The organism is Comamonas fluminis (assembly GCF_019186805.1).
GTDB classification, from domain to species: domain Bacteria; phylum Pseudomonadota; class Gammaproteobacteria; order Burkholderiales; family Burkholderiaceae_C; genus Comamonas; species Comamonas fluminis.
In genome coordinates, this window is record NZ_CP066783.1 from 2,899,314 (window position 1) to 2,915,250 (window position 15,937).

General features: G+C 60.2%; 14 protein-coding genes. 12 read left to right on the forward strand and 2 right to left on the reverse strand.

Annotated elements, in window-relative coordinates:
• Nucleotides 1–230: 230 nt before the first annotated feature.
• The 4 genes from JDW18_RS13540 to JDW18_RS13555 all read left to right on the forward strand — a co-directional run bounded on the left by JDW18_RS13540 (nt 231) and on the right by JDW18_RS13555 (nt 4,563).
• The gene (locus JDW18_RS13540) at nt 231–1,538 is read left to right on the forward strand and encodes a purine-cytosine permease family protein (protein WP_218239961.1); all 1,308 of its coding nucleotides are present in this window, start codon (nt 231–233) and stop codon (nt 1,536–1,538) included.
• A 471-nt stretch (nt 1,539–2,009) separates the two neighbouring features.
• Complete coding sequence (locus JDW18_RS13545) at nt 2,010–3,404, forward strand: hypothetical protein (protein WP_218239962.1); 1,395 nt, start codon at nt 2,010–2,012, stop codon at nt 3,402–3,404.
• A gap of 5 nt (nt 3,405–3,409) precedes the next feature.
• Complete coding sequence (locus tag JDW18_RS13550) at nt 3,410–3,943, forward strand: hypothetical protein (RefSeq protein ID WP_218239963.1); 534 nt, start codon at nt 3,410–3,412, stop codon at nt 3,941–3,943.
• A gap of 143 nt (nt 3,944–4,086) precedes the next feature.
• The gene (locus JDW18_RS13555; RefSeq protein ID WP_246609918.1) at nt 4,087–4,563 is read left to right on the forward strand and encodes an SH3 domain-containing protein; all 477 of its coding nucleotides are present in this window, start codon (nt 4,087–4,089) and stop codon (nt 4,561–4,563) included.
• A 61-nt stretch (nt 4,564–4,624) separates the two neighbouring features.
• Here the strand turns inward: JDW18_RS13555 and thiD are convergent, their stop codons facing one another.
• Nucleotides 4,625–5,497 carry a bifunctional hydroxymethylpyrimidine kinase/phosphomethylpyrimidine kinase gene (thiD, locus tag JDW18_RS13560; protein ID WP_218239965.1) on the reverse strand — a complete coding sequence of 291 codons (873 nt, stop codon included), beginning with the start codon at nt 5,495–5,497 and terminating at the stop codon, nt 4,625–4,627.
• A gap of 251 nt (nt 5,498–5,748) precedes the next feature.
• Between thiD and JDW18_RS13565 the strand changes: the two genes are divergently transcribed.
• The 4 genes from JDW18_RS13565 (at nt 5,749) to JDW18_RS13580 (ending at nt 9,057) form a co-directional block, all read left to right on the forward strand.
• Nucleotides 5,749–6,843: an FAD-dependent oxidoreductase gene (locus JDW18_RS13565; protein ID WP_218239966.1), complete on the forward strand. Its 1,095-nt coding sequence runs from the start codon at nt 5,749–5,751 to the stop codon at nt 6,841–6,843.
• Nucleotides 6,844–6,949: 106 nt separating this feature from the next.
• A complete protein-coding gene (gene thiS / locus JDW18_RS13570) occupies nt 6,950–7,147 on the forward strand; it encodes a sulfur carrier protein ThiS (RefSeq protein ID WP_218239967.1) in 198 nt (65 codons plus the stop codon).
• A 151-nt stretch (nt 7,148–7,298) separates the two neighbouring features.
• Complete coding sequence (locus tag JDW18_RS13575) at nt 7,299–8,111, forward strand: thiazole synthase (RefSeq protein ID WP_218239968.1); 813 nt, start codon at nt 7,299–7,301, stop codon at nt 8,109–8,111.
• Between the two features lie 7 nt (nt 8,112–8,118).
• Complete coding sequence (locus tag JDW18_RS13580) at nt 8,119–9,057, forward strand: thiamine phosphate synthase (RefSeq protein WP_218239969.1); 939 nt, start codon at nt 8,119–8,121, stop codon at nt 9,055–9,057.
• Nucleotides 9,058–9,219: 162 nt separating this feature from the next.
• Here JDW18_RS13580 and JDW18_RS13585 read toward each other — a convergent pair whose 3' ends face one another.
• Nucleotides 9,220–10,425, reverse strand: a complete 1,206-nt coding sequence (locus JDW18_RS13585) for a GGDEF domain-containing protein (RefSeq protein ID WP_218239970.1) — start codon at nt 10,423–10,425, stop codon at nt 9,220–9,222.
• A gap of 313 nt (nt 10,426–10,738) precedes the next feature.
• Here JDW18_RS13585 and JDW18_RS13590 point away from each other — a divergent pair, with 313 nt between their 5' ends.
• The 4 genes from JDW18_RS13590 (at nt 10,739) to JDW18_RS13605 (ending at nt 15,908) form a co-directional block, all read left to right on the forward strand.
• Complete coding sequence (locus tag JDW18_RS13590; protein ID WP_218239971.1) at nt 10,739–11,458, forward strand: Crp/Fnr family transcriptional regulator; 720 nt, start codon at nt 10,739–10,741, stop codon at nt 11,456–11,458.
• A gap of 234 nt (nt 11,459–11,692) precedes the next feature.
• Nucleotides 11,693–12,778 carry a phosphotransferase gene (locus JDW18_RS13595; RefSeq protein WP_218239972.1) on the forward strand — a complete coding sequence of 362 codons (1,086 nt, stop codon included), beginning with the start codon at nt 11,693–11,695 and terminating at the stop codon, nt 12,776–12,778.
• A gap of 51 nt (nt 12,779–12,829) precedes the next feature.
• Nucleotides 12,830–14,104 (forward strand): acyl-CoA dehydrogenase family protein, encoded by a 1,275-nt coding sequence (locus JDW18_RS13600; RefSeq protein ID WP_218239973.1) that lies wholly within the window; start codon nt 12,830–12,832, stop codon nt 14,102–14,104.
• Between the two features lie 244 nt (nt 14,105–14,348).
• Nucleotides 14,349–15,908, forward strand: a complete 1,560-nt coding sequence (locus JDW18_RS13605) for an ABC transporter permease/substrate-binding protein (protein WP_343216752.1) — start codon at nt 14,349–14,351, stop codon at nt 15,906–15,908.
• Nucleotides 15,909–15,937: the final 29 nt, after the last annotated feature.

Genomic DNA, 15,937 nt, shown 5'->3' on the forward strand with positions numbered 1-15,937 from the left:
CTCGCTGCAGCGGGGTCTGACCTGGCTGCAGCCATGCTGGGGGTGCCCGGACTTGGCGTCCGGACTGAGAGAGTCCCTTTGAACCTGATTGCGCAAAGCCAAGCGGCTTTGCCCGAGATCATCCTCGCGCAGGGAAGCTGTCAACGGTGCCAAGCCACGAAACGCTATTCAATTCATAGCTATCAGCGCACGCCCTGCGGCCCCTGCTTCGTTTTTCTGGCGGAGCATTCATGAATTCATCTTCTTCAACCCCTGCCAACCAGGCACTGGCCCCGGTTGCCGCGCAGGATCGCGTCTTTGCCTGGCACGACCATGCCTCGCTCTGGTTCAGTCTGGGCGTGGGCCTGCTGGTCATGCAGATGGGCGCATACCTGCTGCCAGCACTCAGCCCCGGGCAGGCACTGGCCGCCATCACGCTGGGCTCTTTTGTGGGCGCGGGCCTGCTGGGCTGGGTGGGCAAGCTGGGCTGCGATAGCGGCCTGTCCAGCGCCGGGCTGATGCACAGCGTCTATGGCCGTCACTTTGCGCATCTGCCCATTGTGCTGAACATCATCCAGCTGCTGGGCTGGGGCAGCTTTGAGCTGGTGGTGATGCGCGACGCCACCGTGGCGCTGGGCAAGCAAGGCGGCAGCATGACAGCGGCCTACTGGCCCTGGCTGGCCACGTTGTTCTGGGGCGGCGTGATCCTGCTGCTGATGAGCGGCTCCATGGTCACCCTGGTGCGCCGCATCGTCTCTCGCGTGGCGCTGCCGCTGGTGATTCTCTCGCTGCTGTGGCTGAGCTGGCAGTTTCTGAGCATGGCCAGCGCCGCAGGCTTTGCATCGCTGATGAGCCGCCAGGGCGACGGCAGCATGAGCATGCTCAGCGCCATGGATCTGGTCATCGCCATGCCTATCAGCTGGCTGCCGCTGGTGGCCGACTATGCCCGCCACGGCAAAAGCGGTAAATCAGCCCTGACCGGCGCCTGGACAGGCTTTGCCCTGGCCAATATCTGGTGCTACTCGCTGGGCGTGCTGGTGGCGCTGACCCTGCCCAGCCAGGACCTGGTCACGGCCCTGCTGCTGGCGCAAGGCGGCCTGATTGCGCTGTCGCTGGTGCTGATCGACGAGGTGGACAATGCCTATGGCGACTCATATTCCGCCGCCATGTCGGCCCACAGCATCCTGCCCAGCTGGAGCATTCGCCGCTGGGGCCTGCTGATTGCCGCGCTGTGCACAGCCCTGGCCATGGTGCTGCCCATGCACAGCCTGGAGCCGTTTCTGCTGATTCTGAGCTCCTGCTTTGTGCCGCTGTTTGGCGTGATGCTGGGCCGCCTGGCCTTTCTGCCCCAAGGCGGCGCAGATGCGGTTCAACTGATGCAGAACGCCCCCGCCGTTCGCTGGGATGCCGTAGCCATCTGGGTGCTGGGCATTGCCTTCTATCACCTGCTGCCGTATCTGAGCACCGCCATGGGCTCGGCACTGCCTACGCTGGTGCTGACTTTTGTGGTGGCCGCTGCCACGCGCCAGTTGCAGTTGCGACCGACATCCCGCAGTTAAAACAATGCCTGCCACAATGCCCGTCGCACCTCATTCTGAAATATGAGATGCGATGGCCTTGATGATTTGAAAAATCAAAATACCCAATTTCAGTGATTCCCAATCGAAACAGCAATCGCTCTAATCGGTAAAGAAGCTGTATCGCATGCAGTGCCCCGTCACTACTGGGTAAGAAATTCACTTCTTCTTCTACTAACGACGAGGAGGCTTTGATGACTCAACAACGCATTTGGCACCGTGCCGCACAAATTGGCATCTGCGTTTTATGGCTAGGTCTCACTGGATGCGGGGGCGGTGGGGGGAGGATCCAGCAACACTCCAACACCTCCTGCTCCCCCTACAGTCTCCAAACTCTCAGGGACTGTCACATACGACTCCGTTCCAGCGACACAAAATGGCCTGGACTATGCATCCACCAAGAAACTACCGGTGCGAGGAGCTGTCGTTGAAGCTTACGATGCCTCAGACTCCGTGCTTGCTAGCACCCACACTGACGAAACAGGGGCTTATCAGCTGGAGTTAAAACCAGGGAGCCAGGTAAAGATCCGCGTACAGGCGCGACTGCTACAGACCGGATCTTGGGACGTGGCCGTGCGCGACAACACTGCGCCAGCCTATGCAATAAAGCCAGATACCGCTCCAGTCTATGCATTAGTCAGCTCTTCCCAAAACATGGATGAAGCCAGCAAGGTCCTTAACCTGCACGCAGCCTCCGGCTGGCTGAACGGCAAGTATGCGGCTGCACGCAGTGCAGCCCCATTTTCAATACTGGATCAAGCCTATACAGCAATGCAAAAATTCAGGCAAGAGGTTCCTGATCTTCAATTTCCTGCACTGAATATTTACTGGAGCATTAACAATGGACCAAGCGACGGGAAAAAATCAGATGGAGATATTGAAACCAGTCACTGGAGTTCAGATGCATCTGACGAGGGCCTCTATATTCTCGGCAAGGCCAACTCAGATACGGATGAGTTTGACACAGGGGTGATCGTACATGAATGGGGTCATTATTTTGAAAGCAAGCTTTCTCGTTCCGACCATATAGGCGGGAGTCATGGAGCCCCGGAAGATTCTGTAGACCCTCTGGATATGCGCGTTTCGTGGGGGGAAGGCTGGGGTAACGGCCTAGCCGGCGTCATTCGTAGCGACCCCATTTATATAGACACTATGGGAACGGCGCAAAAAAGCCTTGGAGTTTACATGGATGTCGCCCAGTTCCCGACATCAACTGATGATCGCAGCTGGTATAGCGAACCCTCTGTGCAATATTTCGTCTACCAAATTGCTCAAAATCCTGGTGGGTGGGTTGCAACTGTACGTACCATGCTCAATGAACAACGAGTCACACCCGCCTATACCAGCATCTTCACATTTGCAGCAGGTTTGAAAAACCACCTTCCAACCAGCTCCTTTGCAGCAGTAAATGCCTTGCTGGACAGCATCAACACACCCCGACTTGAAGCTGTAGACCCCTGGGCAAATTCTGCCTTCTACCAAACACCAACCCGAAATGGGCAACAGCCAGTCTATATTTCATTGAATACCAGTCCCGTCGAAGTTTGTGTTTCTAATTCATACTCATATCCAGAGGAAGAAAACAAGCTTGATCAATTCCGTTTCCTGCGCTTGGCAATTGCAGAAAAAGGGAAATATCGTATTGACATGCATCCCTCCGGAATTGCGCTTCCAAATTCTGAGCATGGAATTATTTTCTCCAACGGAGACGTGGACAATAATTTATCGATCACTCGAGATTTTGATAAAGGTGATCATCGAATGGTTTTCTCAGACGGGCTGATTCTCCAGGGAGATTCCAGCAAAAAATTCAATTCCTGCTACATGATTCAAGCGAACAAGGAGTAAATATTATGAAACACTCCATTTCATCCTCCCGCTTTTTCACGATTACCGCCTTCGCCATAGTTTCCACGGCACTTCCAGCCTGCGCACATGAACCTGGCCCTGCGAATGTGGGGGCATCCTCCTCAAAGATCGCCCCTGCACCACGAAGCAAACCTGGAAGCTTGATTTCCATCACGACACCTACCTCACGCCAGACTGTCTCTGTCGGCCCCATGGTGGTGCACTTGAAGCTCCAGGCTGCGCCCAACATAAAGGAAGTGAGCCTGGCTTACGAGGCAGAGGGGCAGGTGCGCATCGATGCAACAGCCCCATCTCGCGTCCAACTTGACGGTATGGGCCAAGCAACCGTTGATGTTCCTGTGACCATCATGTCCAAAGGACTTCACTACGTGAATGTTCTGGCCCAAGCCAACGGGCGTGCCACCGCCTATTCGGTGCGGCTGGACACCGGGGGAAACAGCAGGCTTCAGAAAAGCAGCGCGCCCCTCTCTCACGGCGAGTTTATTGAAATGCCTGCCCAGGAGTCGCAAGGGCAGTAATACCGTACCGGCAATCGTGACAGCTGCATGACCTGAGTAGGTCATGCACTCTCCTGTCAGCTTTCTACAGGAACTATAGCTAACCACGCAAGTCTGACGCGGGGTAGAGCATGTTTTTATGGAAGAAAAGGAGAATCTGCCTCGTGCCTTGTCAACAACGCCGCACAGCCCTCTGGATCAGCGCCGCCGCCGTCGCGCTGACCGTTATCACCAGCAGCCTGCTGCCCGTCGCCGCTCAGGCACAGGAGTACGTCAGCATCAAAGGCAATAGCGTCAACGTACGCGAAAAGCCCACCACCCGCTCATCCACTCTGTGGGAGCTGAGCAAGGGCTATCCGCTACAAATCGTCAAACGCCAAGGCCAGTGGCTGCGCGTCAAGGACTATGAAGCCACGCTGGGCTGGGTTCACGCCCCGCTGACCGCCAAGAACCCGCACATGGTGGTGACAGCGCGCACCGCCAATCTGCGCTCTGGCCCCGGCCAAAAGCATGGCCGCGTGGGCAAGCTGGAGCAGTACGAAATTGTACAGACGCTGAAAAAACAAGGCAGCTGGGCCCAGGTGCAGCGCAGCAGCGGCCAAAGCGGCTGGGTGGCCCAAAGTCTGGTCTGGGGCTGGTAAAGGACCACAACAACGCAAAAGGCCTGCATTGCAGGCCTTTTTGCTGTCAGCGCTGTGCAGATCAGCCCTGCACAATCAGCTGCGCACGCGGAGCATAGCCGTGGTTCAGCGGGCCATGGCCCTGGCCGGTGTACACATCGGCCCCGGCTTCAATCGCACCCAGAATGTACTGACGGGCCTGCGCCACCGCTTCGGGCAGCGCCAGCCCTTGCGCTAGGTAGGACGCAATGGCCGACGAGAGCGTGCAGCCCGTGCCATGGCCGTTGTGCGTGGCAATACGCTGCGATTGCAGGCGCAGATAGTCAGCCGCCGCCTGGCCTTGCTGGCCCAGCACATCCATGACCACATCGCCATTCAGATGCCCGCCCTTGAGCAGCACGGCGGGCGCGCCCATAGCCAGAAGATCGGCCACGGCCGCATCCAGCGCCGGAATGCCATCAATGCCCCGGCCCAGCAGCAAAGCGGCTTCATCCAGGTTGGGCGTAATCACTGTCGCCAGCGGAAACAGCTCATTGACCAGTGCCTGCGCCGTTTCGGGAACAATCAAACGGTCGCCGCTGGTGGCCACCATCACAGGGTCCAGCACCACGTTCTTCAGGCTGTGACGACGAATGGCATCGGCCACCACGCTCACCACCTCCGGCGTGGCCAGCATGCCGATCTTGACGGCGTCCACGCCAATATCTTCCACCACGGCATCAATCTGGCCGCGCACCGTATCGAGGGGAATGCTGTGAATGCCGCTCACGCCCAGCGTGTTCTGCACCGTAATGGCGGTGATGGCCGTCATGCCGTAGCAGCCCAGTGCCGCGCAGGTCTTGAGGTCGGCCTGAATGCCAGCGCCGCCGCCGCTGTCCGAGCCAGCAATGGAGAGAACGCGCGCATAGCGTTTTTTCGCTGCGGCAGAGGTGGGGGAAGAAGCAGTCACTGTCATGGCTAAAAATTATCGCCCATGCGCATAGTCAATACACAGTGTTTGCGGTTGTGCTGTAATGCCTGACGGACGAAACAGGGGTGTCCCGCAGGCAAAACAGCCTGTGCGGACTGAGAAACACCCTGGGGCAATGCCCTTGCACCCGATCCAGGTCATGCTGGCGTGGGGAGTTTCACAAGCTGCAAAGGCATGCCACGTTTTGTCCTGCATATGACCATGGGCCATGTGCACGGCTGAAAAACGATTTGCATATGTCACTGCTACAAGCTTCTTCCAAGATCGCCATTCTGGGCGGCGGCCTCATGGGCCGTCTGCTGTCACTGGCGCTGGCCCAGCGCGGTCACAAGATTGATCTCTACGACGCCCACGGCCCCGAAGGCGATGGCGCTGCCGCACGTGTGGCCGCCGCCATGCTGGCCCCGCTGGCCGAATCCGCCATTACCGAGCCCGGCGTGGTGCGCATGGGGCAGCACGCCCTCACCCGCTGGCCTGAGCTGATTGGCCAGCTCGACCAGCATGTGTTTTTGCAGCAAAACGGCACGCTGATTCTCTGGCACCGCCAGGACCAGCCCGATGCCGCCCGCTTCTTTGGCCTGCTGGAGAAAAACCGCCGCATCAACCCCAGCCTGCCCGCCATGGAAGAAAAGACGGGGGCTGATCTGCACGCCTGTGAGCCCGCGCTGCAAGGCCGCTTCAACCAGGCCGTGTACCTGCCCGGCGAGGGCCAGCTGGACAACCGCCAGTTGCTGGCCGCGCTGGTGGACAAGCTCACCACTTTAGGCGTGAACCTGCACTGGCACAGCCCGCGCGAGATCAGTGATTTCCGCCCCGGCGAGGCTGACCAGCCCGATTTTGTCTTTGACTGCCGTGGTCTGGGTGCGCGCACCCAGTGGAAGGATTTGCGCGGCATTCGCGGAGAAGTGGTGCGCATTCATGCGCCTGAAGTGACGCTGGCTCGCCCCACGCGATTGATTCACCCTCGCTACCCCATCTATATCGCGCCCAAGGAAGATCACCTCTTTGTGATTGGCGCGACCGAGATCGAATCCGACGATATGTCGCCCGCCAGCGTGCGCTCGACACTGGAGCTGCTGTCTGCCGCCTACACCGTGCACTCCGGCTTTGCCGAGGGCCGGATTGTGGAGATTGCCACCCAGTGCCGCCCCACCCTGCCCGATAATCTGCCCGCCGTGCGCCTGCTGGCCCCGCGCGTCATGGAAGTCAACGGTCTGTACCGCCACGGCTTCATGATCTCGCCCGCCATGCTGGATGTGGTGCTGGAGCTGATCGACCACAATGACTCGCCACTGGCCCGCGAGTTTGACGTTGCCATTCACCGCGCCTGATGCACGAGCCTGAACTTTGGCGCACAGCACTTGCACCCGCAGCGCGCACAAGCAGCCCCGCGCGGCGGTTTAAGTTAGCACCAGCCTATTTTTCTGCTTTGAAGCCATGAAGATCACCCTCAACCAGAACGCCACCGAACTGCCAGCCAGCGCCACCGTCGCCGATGCGCTGGCACAGATGCAGGCCAAGCCCCCCTTTGCCGTGGCGGTGAACACCGTGTTTGTGCCCAAAAGCCAGTACACGGCCCATGTGTTGAATGAGGGTGACAAGGTGGAAGTTATCTCGCCCGTAACAGGAGGGTAACCCCCTGTGGCACTGCGTGCCTTCCCCCAAGGGGGACGATGCCTTCGCCGCGAGGCGGCTCTTGCTCGGCATCCTTAGCTTGAATCACGCTCACTAGATAGTCCGTGCACTGCTTCGCTACTTGTGAAGCACACAAAAACATAGACAAGACATGAATACAAAAACTACCGACGACGCCCTGGTTCTCTACGGCCAACGCTTTGAAAGCCGCTTGCTGCTGGGCACTTCGCGCTATCCCTCGCCTGCCATTCTGGAAGCGGCTGTTGGGCGCTCCAAGCCCGCGATGGTGACAGCATCCCTGCGCCGCCAGGGCAGCAATGCCGCCGATGCCGCTGAAAACGGCGCCAGCTTCTGGGAGCTGCTGCGCAAGCTCAACGTGCCCGTGCTGCCCAACACCGCAGGCTGCATGACCATTCAGGAGGCCGTGACCACCGCCCAGATGGCGCGTGAAGTGTTTGACACACCCTGGATCAAGCTGGAGTTGATTGGCGACGACTACACCCTGCAGCCCGACACGCTGAACCTGGTCGAAGCCGCTTCCATCCTTATCAAGGACGGCTTTCAGGTGCTGCCCTACACCACCTATGACCTGGTGCTGTGCCAGAAACTGGTGGACGTGGGCTGCCAGGCCGTCATGCCCTGGGCTGCGCCCATTGGCACAGGCCGTGGCCCCGTCAACCCCTATGCCATGAAGATGCTGCGCGAGCGCCTGAACGTGCCGCTGATTGTGGATGCGGGTCTGGGCCTGCCATCGCACGCCTGCACCGTGATGGAATGGGGCTATGACGCCGTGCTGCTGAACACCGCCGTAGCCCTGTCTGAAGACCCCGTAGCCATGGCCGGTGCGTTCTCTGACGCCGTCAACGCCGGCCACGCCGCCTATCGCGCAGGCGCCATGACCGAGCAGACCGCTGCCCAGCCCAGCACCCCCGTGCTGGGCACCCCTTTCTGGCACCAGGAGTAAAACCACCATGGACACCGCAGAAATTCAGGCACTGGCACAAGCCATTGTTCACCAGCATGGCGCCACCTTTGGCGCGCAGCTGCACCACGATGCCAACTCGGTCGAGCTGACACCCCAGCCCGTGCCGCCCGCCATGCGCCACGAGCCCGCATATCTGGCGGCGCTACAGGCCTGCAGCAGCCTGGGTTTTATTGCGGTGGATGCCGAATGCCTGGCTCAGGCTTGGCAGCGCCAGAGCGAGCACACCAACCAGTTCGACGTCACGCACTGGCCCGATGAGCCCCGCGACTTTGGCCTGAGCGGCGCAGACCCCGCACAAGCCTTTGCCCACTGCCCACGTGACTTGGGCCTGTACGGCGTGCTGCCTACGGCTGAATGGGTGGGCCGCATGGCCCGCGCTGGTGTGCCCACAGTGCAACTGCGCTTCAAGTCGGATGACAAGGCCGCCGTGGCCGTAGAGGTCAAAGCCGCGGTCGAAGCCGTCAAGGGCACGAACGCGCGCCTTTTCATCAACGATCACTGGCAGGCCGCGCTGAATGCGGGCGCCTACGGCATTCACGTCGGTCAGGAAGATCTGGATGTGATCGGCCACCGGGATCTGGAAACGATTCGCACCTCTGGCACACGCTTTGGTGTCTCTACCCACGGCTATGCTGAAATGGTGCGCGCCCATGCGGTGCAACCCAGCTATATCGCGCTGGGTGCGGTCTTCCCCACCACGCTCAAAAAAATGGCCACCGCCCCGCAAGGCCTGTCGCGCCTGGCGGCCTATGTGCGCCTGATGAAGCAATACCCACTGGTGGCTATTGGCGGTATCTCTGCAGACCTCTTCCCTTCCGTGCGTGCCACTGGCGTGGGTTCGGTGGCCGTGGTCCGGGCTCTGGTCAACGCACCAGACCCAGAGGCGGCTGCGCATGCGCTGATTGCCCGTATGAATCAAGCCTGAAGCGCCTCATATCCTTTCAAACATTGCGCAAACTGCTATCAAAAAAGGACTACTTCAGAGTCCTTTTTTGCTTTGCGCCTTTAAGGCCTGCGCAGGTTCAGGCAGAAAGCCCTCTCGGACTCACTCAACGCTAAGCAGGCCCGAGGAAACGGAATCCATCGCTCATGCCGATGCTTCACTTCGGCTGGCTATGAACTGATTGCTATAGGCAGGCTGCACCACTTCTACCCTGTTGCGCCCTGCGGCTTTGCCTTTATACAAAGCGGCATCGGCCTGGCGCATGGCGCTGTCCACAGCGCCTGCGTCTTCAAAGCGGCTGGAAATGCCAATGGTGACCGTGCATTGCAATGCCTTGTCCAGCCCTTTGATGCGTATGCTCTGCGCCTCTACCGCAGCACGCACGCGCTCGGCCAGCTGGGCCACGCCAGCGGCATCGGTCTCCAGGCTGATGACAACAAATTCCTCGCCGCCAATACGGCCCACCAAGTCACCCCGGCGCACAGTACTCTGCAGAACTTCAGCCACCTTGCACAGCACGGCATCACCCGCAAGATGACCGTAGCTGTCGTTGATGCGCTTGAAGTGATCGACGTCGGCAATCAGCAGGTGCACAGGCTCTGCCTTGCGCGAGAGGAAGTAGCGCTGCACGGCTTCGGTCAGCCCGCGGCGGTTGAGCAGCTGGGTCAAGGGGTCGCGGGCGGCGATGTTGCGCAGATCGTCGGTCAGGCGGCGCAGCACCAGCCAGACGATGGAGGGCGGCAGCACCGTGGCCAGAAACGACATATAGATATAGAAGACCAGCTGAAACTGCTGGTCCATCTGCATTGCGTCCAGCCCACCGGTCACCAGCTTGTAGAACTTGATGGCGTTGAGCACGCAGATGCCGCAGATCAGCACGGCAAAGAACACCATCTCGCCATACAAATCCCTGGCGAAGGTGCGCACGCCATACACCACCGTCAGCGCCATCACAAAGAACAGCGCCGCCGCCATGCCCGAGAGCATGGCGTAGCGCGCCACGGGCCCCAGACTCCATTGCACCAGCACCTGCACGGCGCTATAGGCCGCCGCAAAAACCAGCAGCGGGCGCAGCAAGGGCACGGGATGCCCAAAAAACCGCATGGCCCCCAGCCAGTACGCCACGGGCGAGGCCAGCGTGAGTGTGTGGTTGAGCACGCTCATCGCGCTCCAGGCCGGGCCGCCTTCCACCAGTTGCAGCACATAGGCGCTGCCCAGCAGAAAGTTGCCCACAGCAAAGAAGTCCATACCCATTTTTCGGGAGTGCAGACGCTTGCTGATGAGCAAAAACATGACTGAAAAGCACAGCAGATGTGCACACAGCATGCCGACCAGAATTTTGGCAACCATGATGACCTTGGGAAAAGAGCGAAGCCGCCTGTTGGCGCCCTGCATCTGCCATCCGGCATCAGAGGGCGTTGAAAAGGCTGAACCAGCGCATGTAACCACAAGAAACAAAGGCGATGCAGAAGTGTAATTCCTGGCCACCGAAGGCAGCTCAGGCAAGACCCAGCAACGCTCTCAAGTCATATCCCGCTGCAGCGCAGGAATTCGCGCGTCAGCGAACTTGACGCCTCCGTGACAATCCCAGGTCCGACAACTTGGGCAGCCTCGGTCCCACACGCGACAATGGGCCGGTTACCAGTCACGCATAAGACAGAACATGGACGAACCGATTCTTAGTATGGAAGAACGTGAGGCGATCAACTCTGGTCGCTGGTTTTCATCCCTTTCGCCCTCTCTGAGGCACGACATTCTTCGATGCGCTTACGTCAAACGATTCAAAGATGGCATGCTCATCTGCGCCCGGGGGGAACCTCCCGAGGAATGGATCGCCTGTGCGCGCGGCGCCGTACGTGTCAGCTCCACCTCCATCACGGGCAAGCAGATCACGCTGACCTATGTGGAGCCGGGCATCTGGTTTGGCGATGTGGCGATTCTGGACGGCGACAGGCGCACGCACGATGCCTATGCCCATGGCGAGACCACGCTGATGTGCGTCTCCAAGGCGGACTTCAAGCGCATCCTGTCCGAACATTCGGAATTCAGCGACGCCATATTGCGACTGAATGCACGCCGCGTGCGCCAGCTCTACGGCCTGGTGGAAGATCTGAACACCTTGCCGCTGCGCGCCCGTCTGGCCAAGCAGTTGCTGCACCTGACGCGCAGCTATGGCGTGATGAGCCTGTCGGACAGCAACGAGATCCGTATTGGCCTGCATCTGGCACAGGAAGAGCTGGCCCAGTTGCTGGGCGCATCGCGCCAGCGCGTGAACCAGGAACTCAAATCCATGGAACGCGAGGAAGTCATTCGCATCGAGCCCGGTGGGCTGGTGGTGCGGAATCGGGCGGTGTTGCTGCGAATCGCCGACACGGATCATTAACCCCCCCTGAGCCGCTTTGCGGCGTCCCCCCAAGGGGGACGGCAGCTTCGCCGCGAGGCGGCTCTTGCTTGCTGCCACTTGGGTGGGGCCACGCCAGTTTTGGCGCGTGCTTCCCTTTCTCTTGCCGCGTTCTGCGGCAACTCCCTCCCCTTTTCACGCATCGCTCGCTGCGCCCTGGCGCAGCGTGGCGGCTTGCGTGCACCTCTCACAAATCGAACAAAGGACTGAGACTTTATGAGCACTTTTGACCATTTTGTCGGCACCCGCGCTGTTTCCGGTCAGCATGCTTTTGACACCGATGCGCTGACAGGCTGGATGAAGCAGCATGTAGAGGGTTTTGAAGGGCCGCTGCAGGTGGAAATGTTCAAGGGCGGCCAGTCCAACCCGACCTACAAGCTGCTCACGCCCGGCAAAAGCTATGTGATGCGCGCCAAACCCGGGCCGGTGGCCAAGCTGCTGCCCTCAGCCCACGCCATTGAGCGCGAGTACCGCGTGATGAAGGGTCTGGCAGGCACCGATGTGCCTGTGCCTCATATGTATGCGCTGTGCGAGGACGAGTCCATCATCGGCCGCGCCTTCTACATCATGGAGTTCATGGAAGGCCGTGTGCTCTGGGACCAGTCTCTTCCCGGCATGACGCCCGCGCAGCGCGCCGAGATCTATGACGAGATGAACCGCGTGATTGCGGCGCTGCACAAGGTGAAGTTTGCGGAGCGGGGTCTGGCCGACTATGGCAAGAGCGGCAATTACTTCGAGCGCCAGATTGGCCGCTGGAGCAAGCAGTACGTCGCCTCCATTACCCAGCCCATCCCCGAGATGGACAAGCTCATGGCCTGGCTGCCCGCCAATATGCCCGCCAGCGCCAGGGATGAAAGCCGCGTCTCCATCGTGCATGGCGACTACCGCCTGGACAACCTGATGTTCCACCCCACCGAGCCGCGCGTGATTGCCGTGCTGGACTGGGAGTTGTCCACGCTGGGCCACCCGCTGGCTGATTTCAGCTACCACTGCATGAGCTGGCATATCCCCGCCGAGCTAGGCCGAGGCATTGCGGGCCTGGATATTGCGGCACTGGGCATTCCTGCCGAGCACGACTATATCCAGCGCTATTGCGAACGCACTGGCACCCAGGATGTGGATGCGCTCAAGCGCGACTGGAACTTTTATCTGGCCTACAACATGTTCCGCATTGCCGCCATCTTGCAAGGCATTGCCAAGCGTGTGGAGGCTGGCACGGCCTCCAGCGCGCAGGCCAAAGCCTCGGGCGACACCGCCCGCCCCATGGCCGAGCTGGCCTGGTCTTTTGCCCAGCGCAGCTGAATCTCTTCAACCGTCACGTCATTTGCCTGTCCCACAATAAAAGGAGCTTTCATGGACTTCGACTACTCGCCAAAAACCAAGGATCTCCAGCAGCGCCTGCTCAAATTCATGGAAGAGCACATCTACCCGGCAGAAAAAGACTATGCCGACGAGATGCAGGCCAACACCGCCGCTGGCAAGCGCTGGACACCGCTGCAGACCATTGAAAAGCTCAAGGTCAAAGCGCAGGCCGCCGGGCTGTGGAACCTGTTTTTGCCAGTGGACAGCGCCGAGGCCTCGGGCTATCACGGCGCAGGCCTGACAAATCAGGAATATGCACCACTGGCCGAGATCATGGGCCGCGTGCCATGGGCTTCCGAAGTCTTCAACTGCTCTGCCCCCGACACTGGCAATATGGAAACCATTGCCCGCTACGGCAGCGCAGAGCTGAAAGAGCGCTGGCTCAAGCCCCTACTGGAAGGCAAGATTCGCTCCGCCTTCGCCATGACGGAGCCTGAAGTGGCCTCGTCCGACGCCACCAATATCTGCACCCGCATTGAGCGCGATGGCGACGAATACGTGATCAACGGCCACAAGTGGTGGATTTCCGGCGCGGGCGACCCTCGCTGCCAGGTCTTCATCACCATGGGCAAGACTGACCCCGAAGCGGCCAAGCACTCGCAGCAGAGCATGATCATCATCCCAGCCGATGCCAAGGGCATCCGCATCGCACGTCCGCTGAACGTGATGGGCTATGACGATGCGCCCCATGGCCATATGGAGATGTATTTTGAGAACGTTCGCGTGCCCGTTGGCAACATCCTGCTGGGCGAAGGGCGCGGCTTCGAGATCGCCCAGGGTCGCCTTGGCCCGGGCCGCATTCACCACTGCATGCGCCTGATTGGTCTGGCCGAGCGTGCGCTGGAACTGATGTGCAAGCGCGCCTCCTCTCGCACAGCCTTTGGCAAGACCGTGGCCCAGCAAACCGTCACGCAGGAGCGCATTGCCGAAGCCCGCTGCAAGATCGACATGGCCCGACTGCTGACCCTCAAAGCCGCCTGGCTGATGGACGTGGCCGGCAACAAGGTGGCGCGCACCGAAATTGCCATGATCAAGGTTGTTGCCCCCAGCATGGCCTGCGAAGTCATCGACTGGGCCATGCAAGTGCATGGCGGCGGCGGCATGTGTGACGACTTCCCGCTGGCCTATGCCTATGCATCGGCCCGCACGCTGCGCTTTGCTGATGGTCCCGACGAGGTGCACCGCAACGCTATTGCCAAGTGGGAGCTGGGCAAATACGGCAGCTACGGCAGAAACGCCGAAGTGCCGGTGACACGCGGCGGTTGATCAACCCCGAACTTTCCACCCGAGCCTGAGCTAACGGCGCAGGCGATAAAGACAAAACACCCCGAAGCTCTCGCTTACGGGGTGTTTTGCTTTGCTTCTCGCTATCTATTTGAAAGCTGCTTGCGCTTGTCAACAGCCATATTCAGAATCATTTATCTCAAATTTGAGACAGATACAACGCAAGCAGCTTCTCAATTCATAGCGCGCCGAACAAGCTTCGCAGGCCGCTTGCTATAGTGAACCAATGAAGCTTGCCCAACGACTGCTTGTCGCCCTGGTGGCCTGGTGTCTGCTGATGCCCGCTGTGCTCATGGCCCAGAGCCCGCAGGCCGAAGCGCTGCGCGTAGGCTCCAAACGCTTTACCGAGAGCTATATCCTGGCCGAAATCGTGGCACAGACGGCTCAGCAGGCGGGCGTGAGCACGCAGTTGCGTCAGGGCCTGGGCAACACCGCCATCGTTCACGGCGCGCTGCGCTCCGGCCAAATTGATGTCTATGCCGAGTACACAGGCACAATTGCGCAGGAAATCATCAAGGATTCATCGAAAGCCACGCTGGCCGAGCTGAACAGCGCCCTTGCCTCTCAAGGGCTGGCGGTTGGCGTGCCACTGGGCTTCAACAACGGCTATGCTCTGGCCATGCGCCGCGATGTGGCCCAGCGCCTGGGTATTACACGCCTCAGCGATCTGGCGGCTCACCCCGAGCTGCGCTTTGGCCTGTCCAACGAATTTCTGGGCCGTGCCGATGGCTGGCAAGGGCTGGCCCAGCGCTACCAGTTGCAATCCAGGCCGCAGGGCCTGGACCACGGCCTGGCCTACGAAGCCGTGCGCCAGCAGCATGTGGATGTGATGGACATCTACACCACCGATGCCAAGATCAACCAGCTCGGTCTGCTGGTGCTGCAGGACGACCTGAACTACTTCCCGCACTACGATGCTGTGCTGCTGTACCGCGCCGACCTGCCTCAGCGCCAGCCCGCTGCCTGGGCCGCGCTGCAATCGCTGCAAGGTCGCATCAACGAACAGGCCATGATTGCCATGAACGCCCAGGCAGAGCTGCAAGGTATGGGCTTTGCGCAGATTGCACAGGGCTTTCTGCATCCCGAATCACAAAATGCGGCCGCTGCCAACGCTGCGAAAAAAGCCGCAACTCCCCCCAGCTTTGCCGCCCTGCTCTGGCAGCGGCTGGCGGCCAATGATCTGGGCCTGCTCGTGGGCCAGCACCTGCTGCTGGTGCTGCTGTCCGTGGGCATTGCTGCGCTGATCGCCATTCCCGCCGGGATTTTGCTGTTTCCCCACGCGCGCCTGCGGGCACTGGCATTGGGCCTGGCCGGCATCATGCAGACCATTCCCTCGCTGGCGTTACTGGCCGTGCTGATTGCCGCCATGGGCGTCATTGGCCGTGCGCCCGCCCTGGTGGCGCTGACGGCCTATTCCATCTTGCCGATTCTGAGCAACACCTGCGCAGGGCTTGCAGAGGTAGCACCAGGCCTGCGCAATGCAGGACTGGCCCTGGGCATGACCAAGCCCCAGTTGATGCGCTGGGTGGAACTGCCCATTGCTATGCCCACCATCACCGCCGGTTTACGCACGGCCTGTGCCATTGCCATAGGCACAGCCACGATTGCCGCCTTTATCGGAGCAGGAGGCCTGGGCGAGCGCATTGTCACGGGTCTGGCCCTGAACGACAGCGCGTTGATGCTCGCCGGCGCCCTGCCCGCTGCGGGCTTGGCCCTCATCAGCGAGCTGAGTTTTGAACTGTGGGAACGCACGCTACGCCGCAGACGCCAGCATCGCGGCTCCTGACTTCTGAATCCCCAAAAATCGTGGTTTAG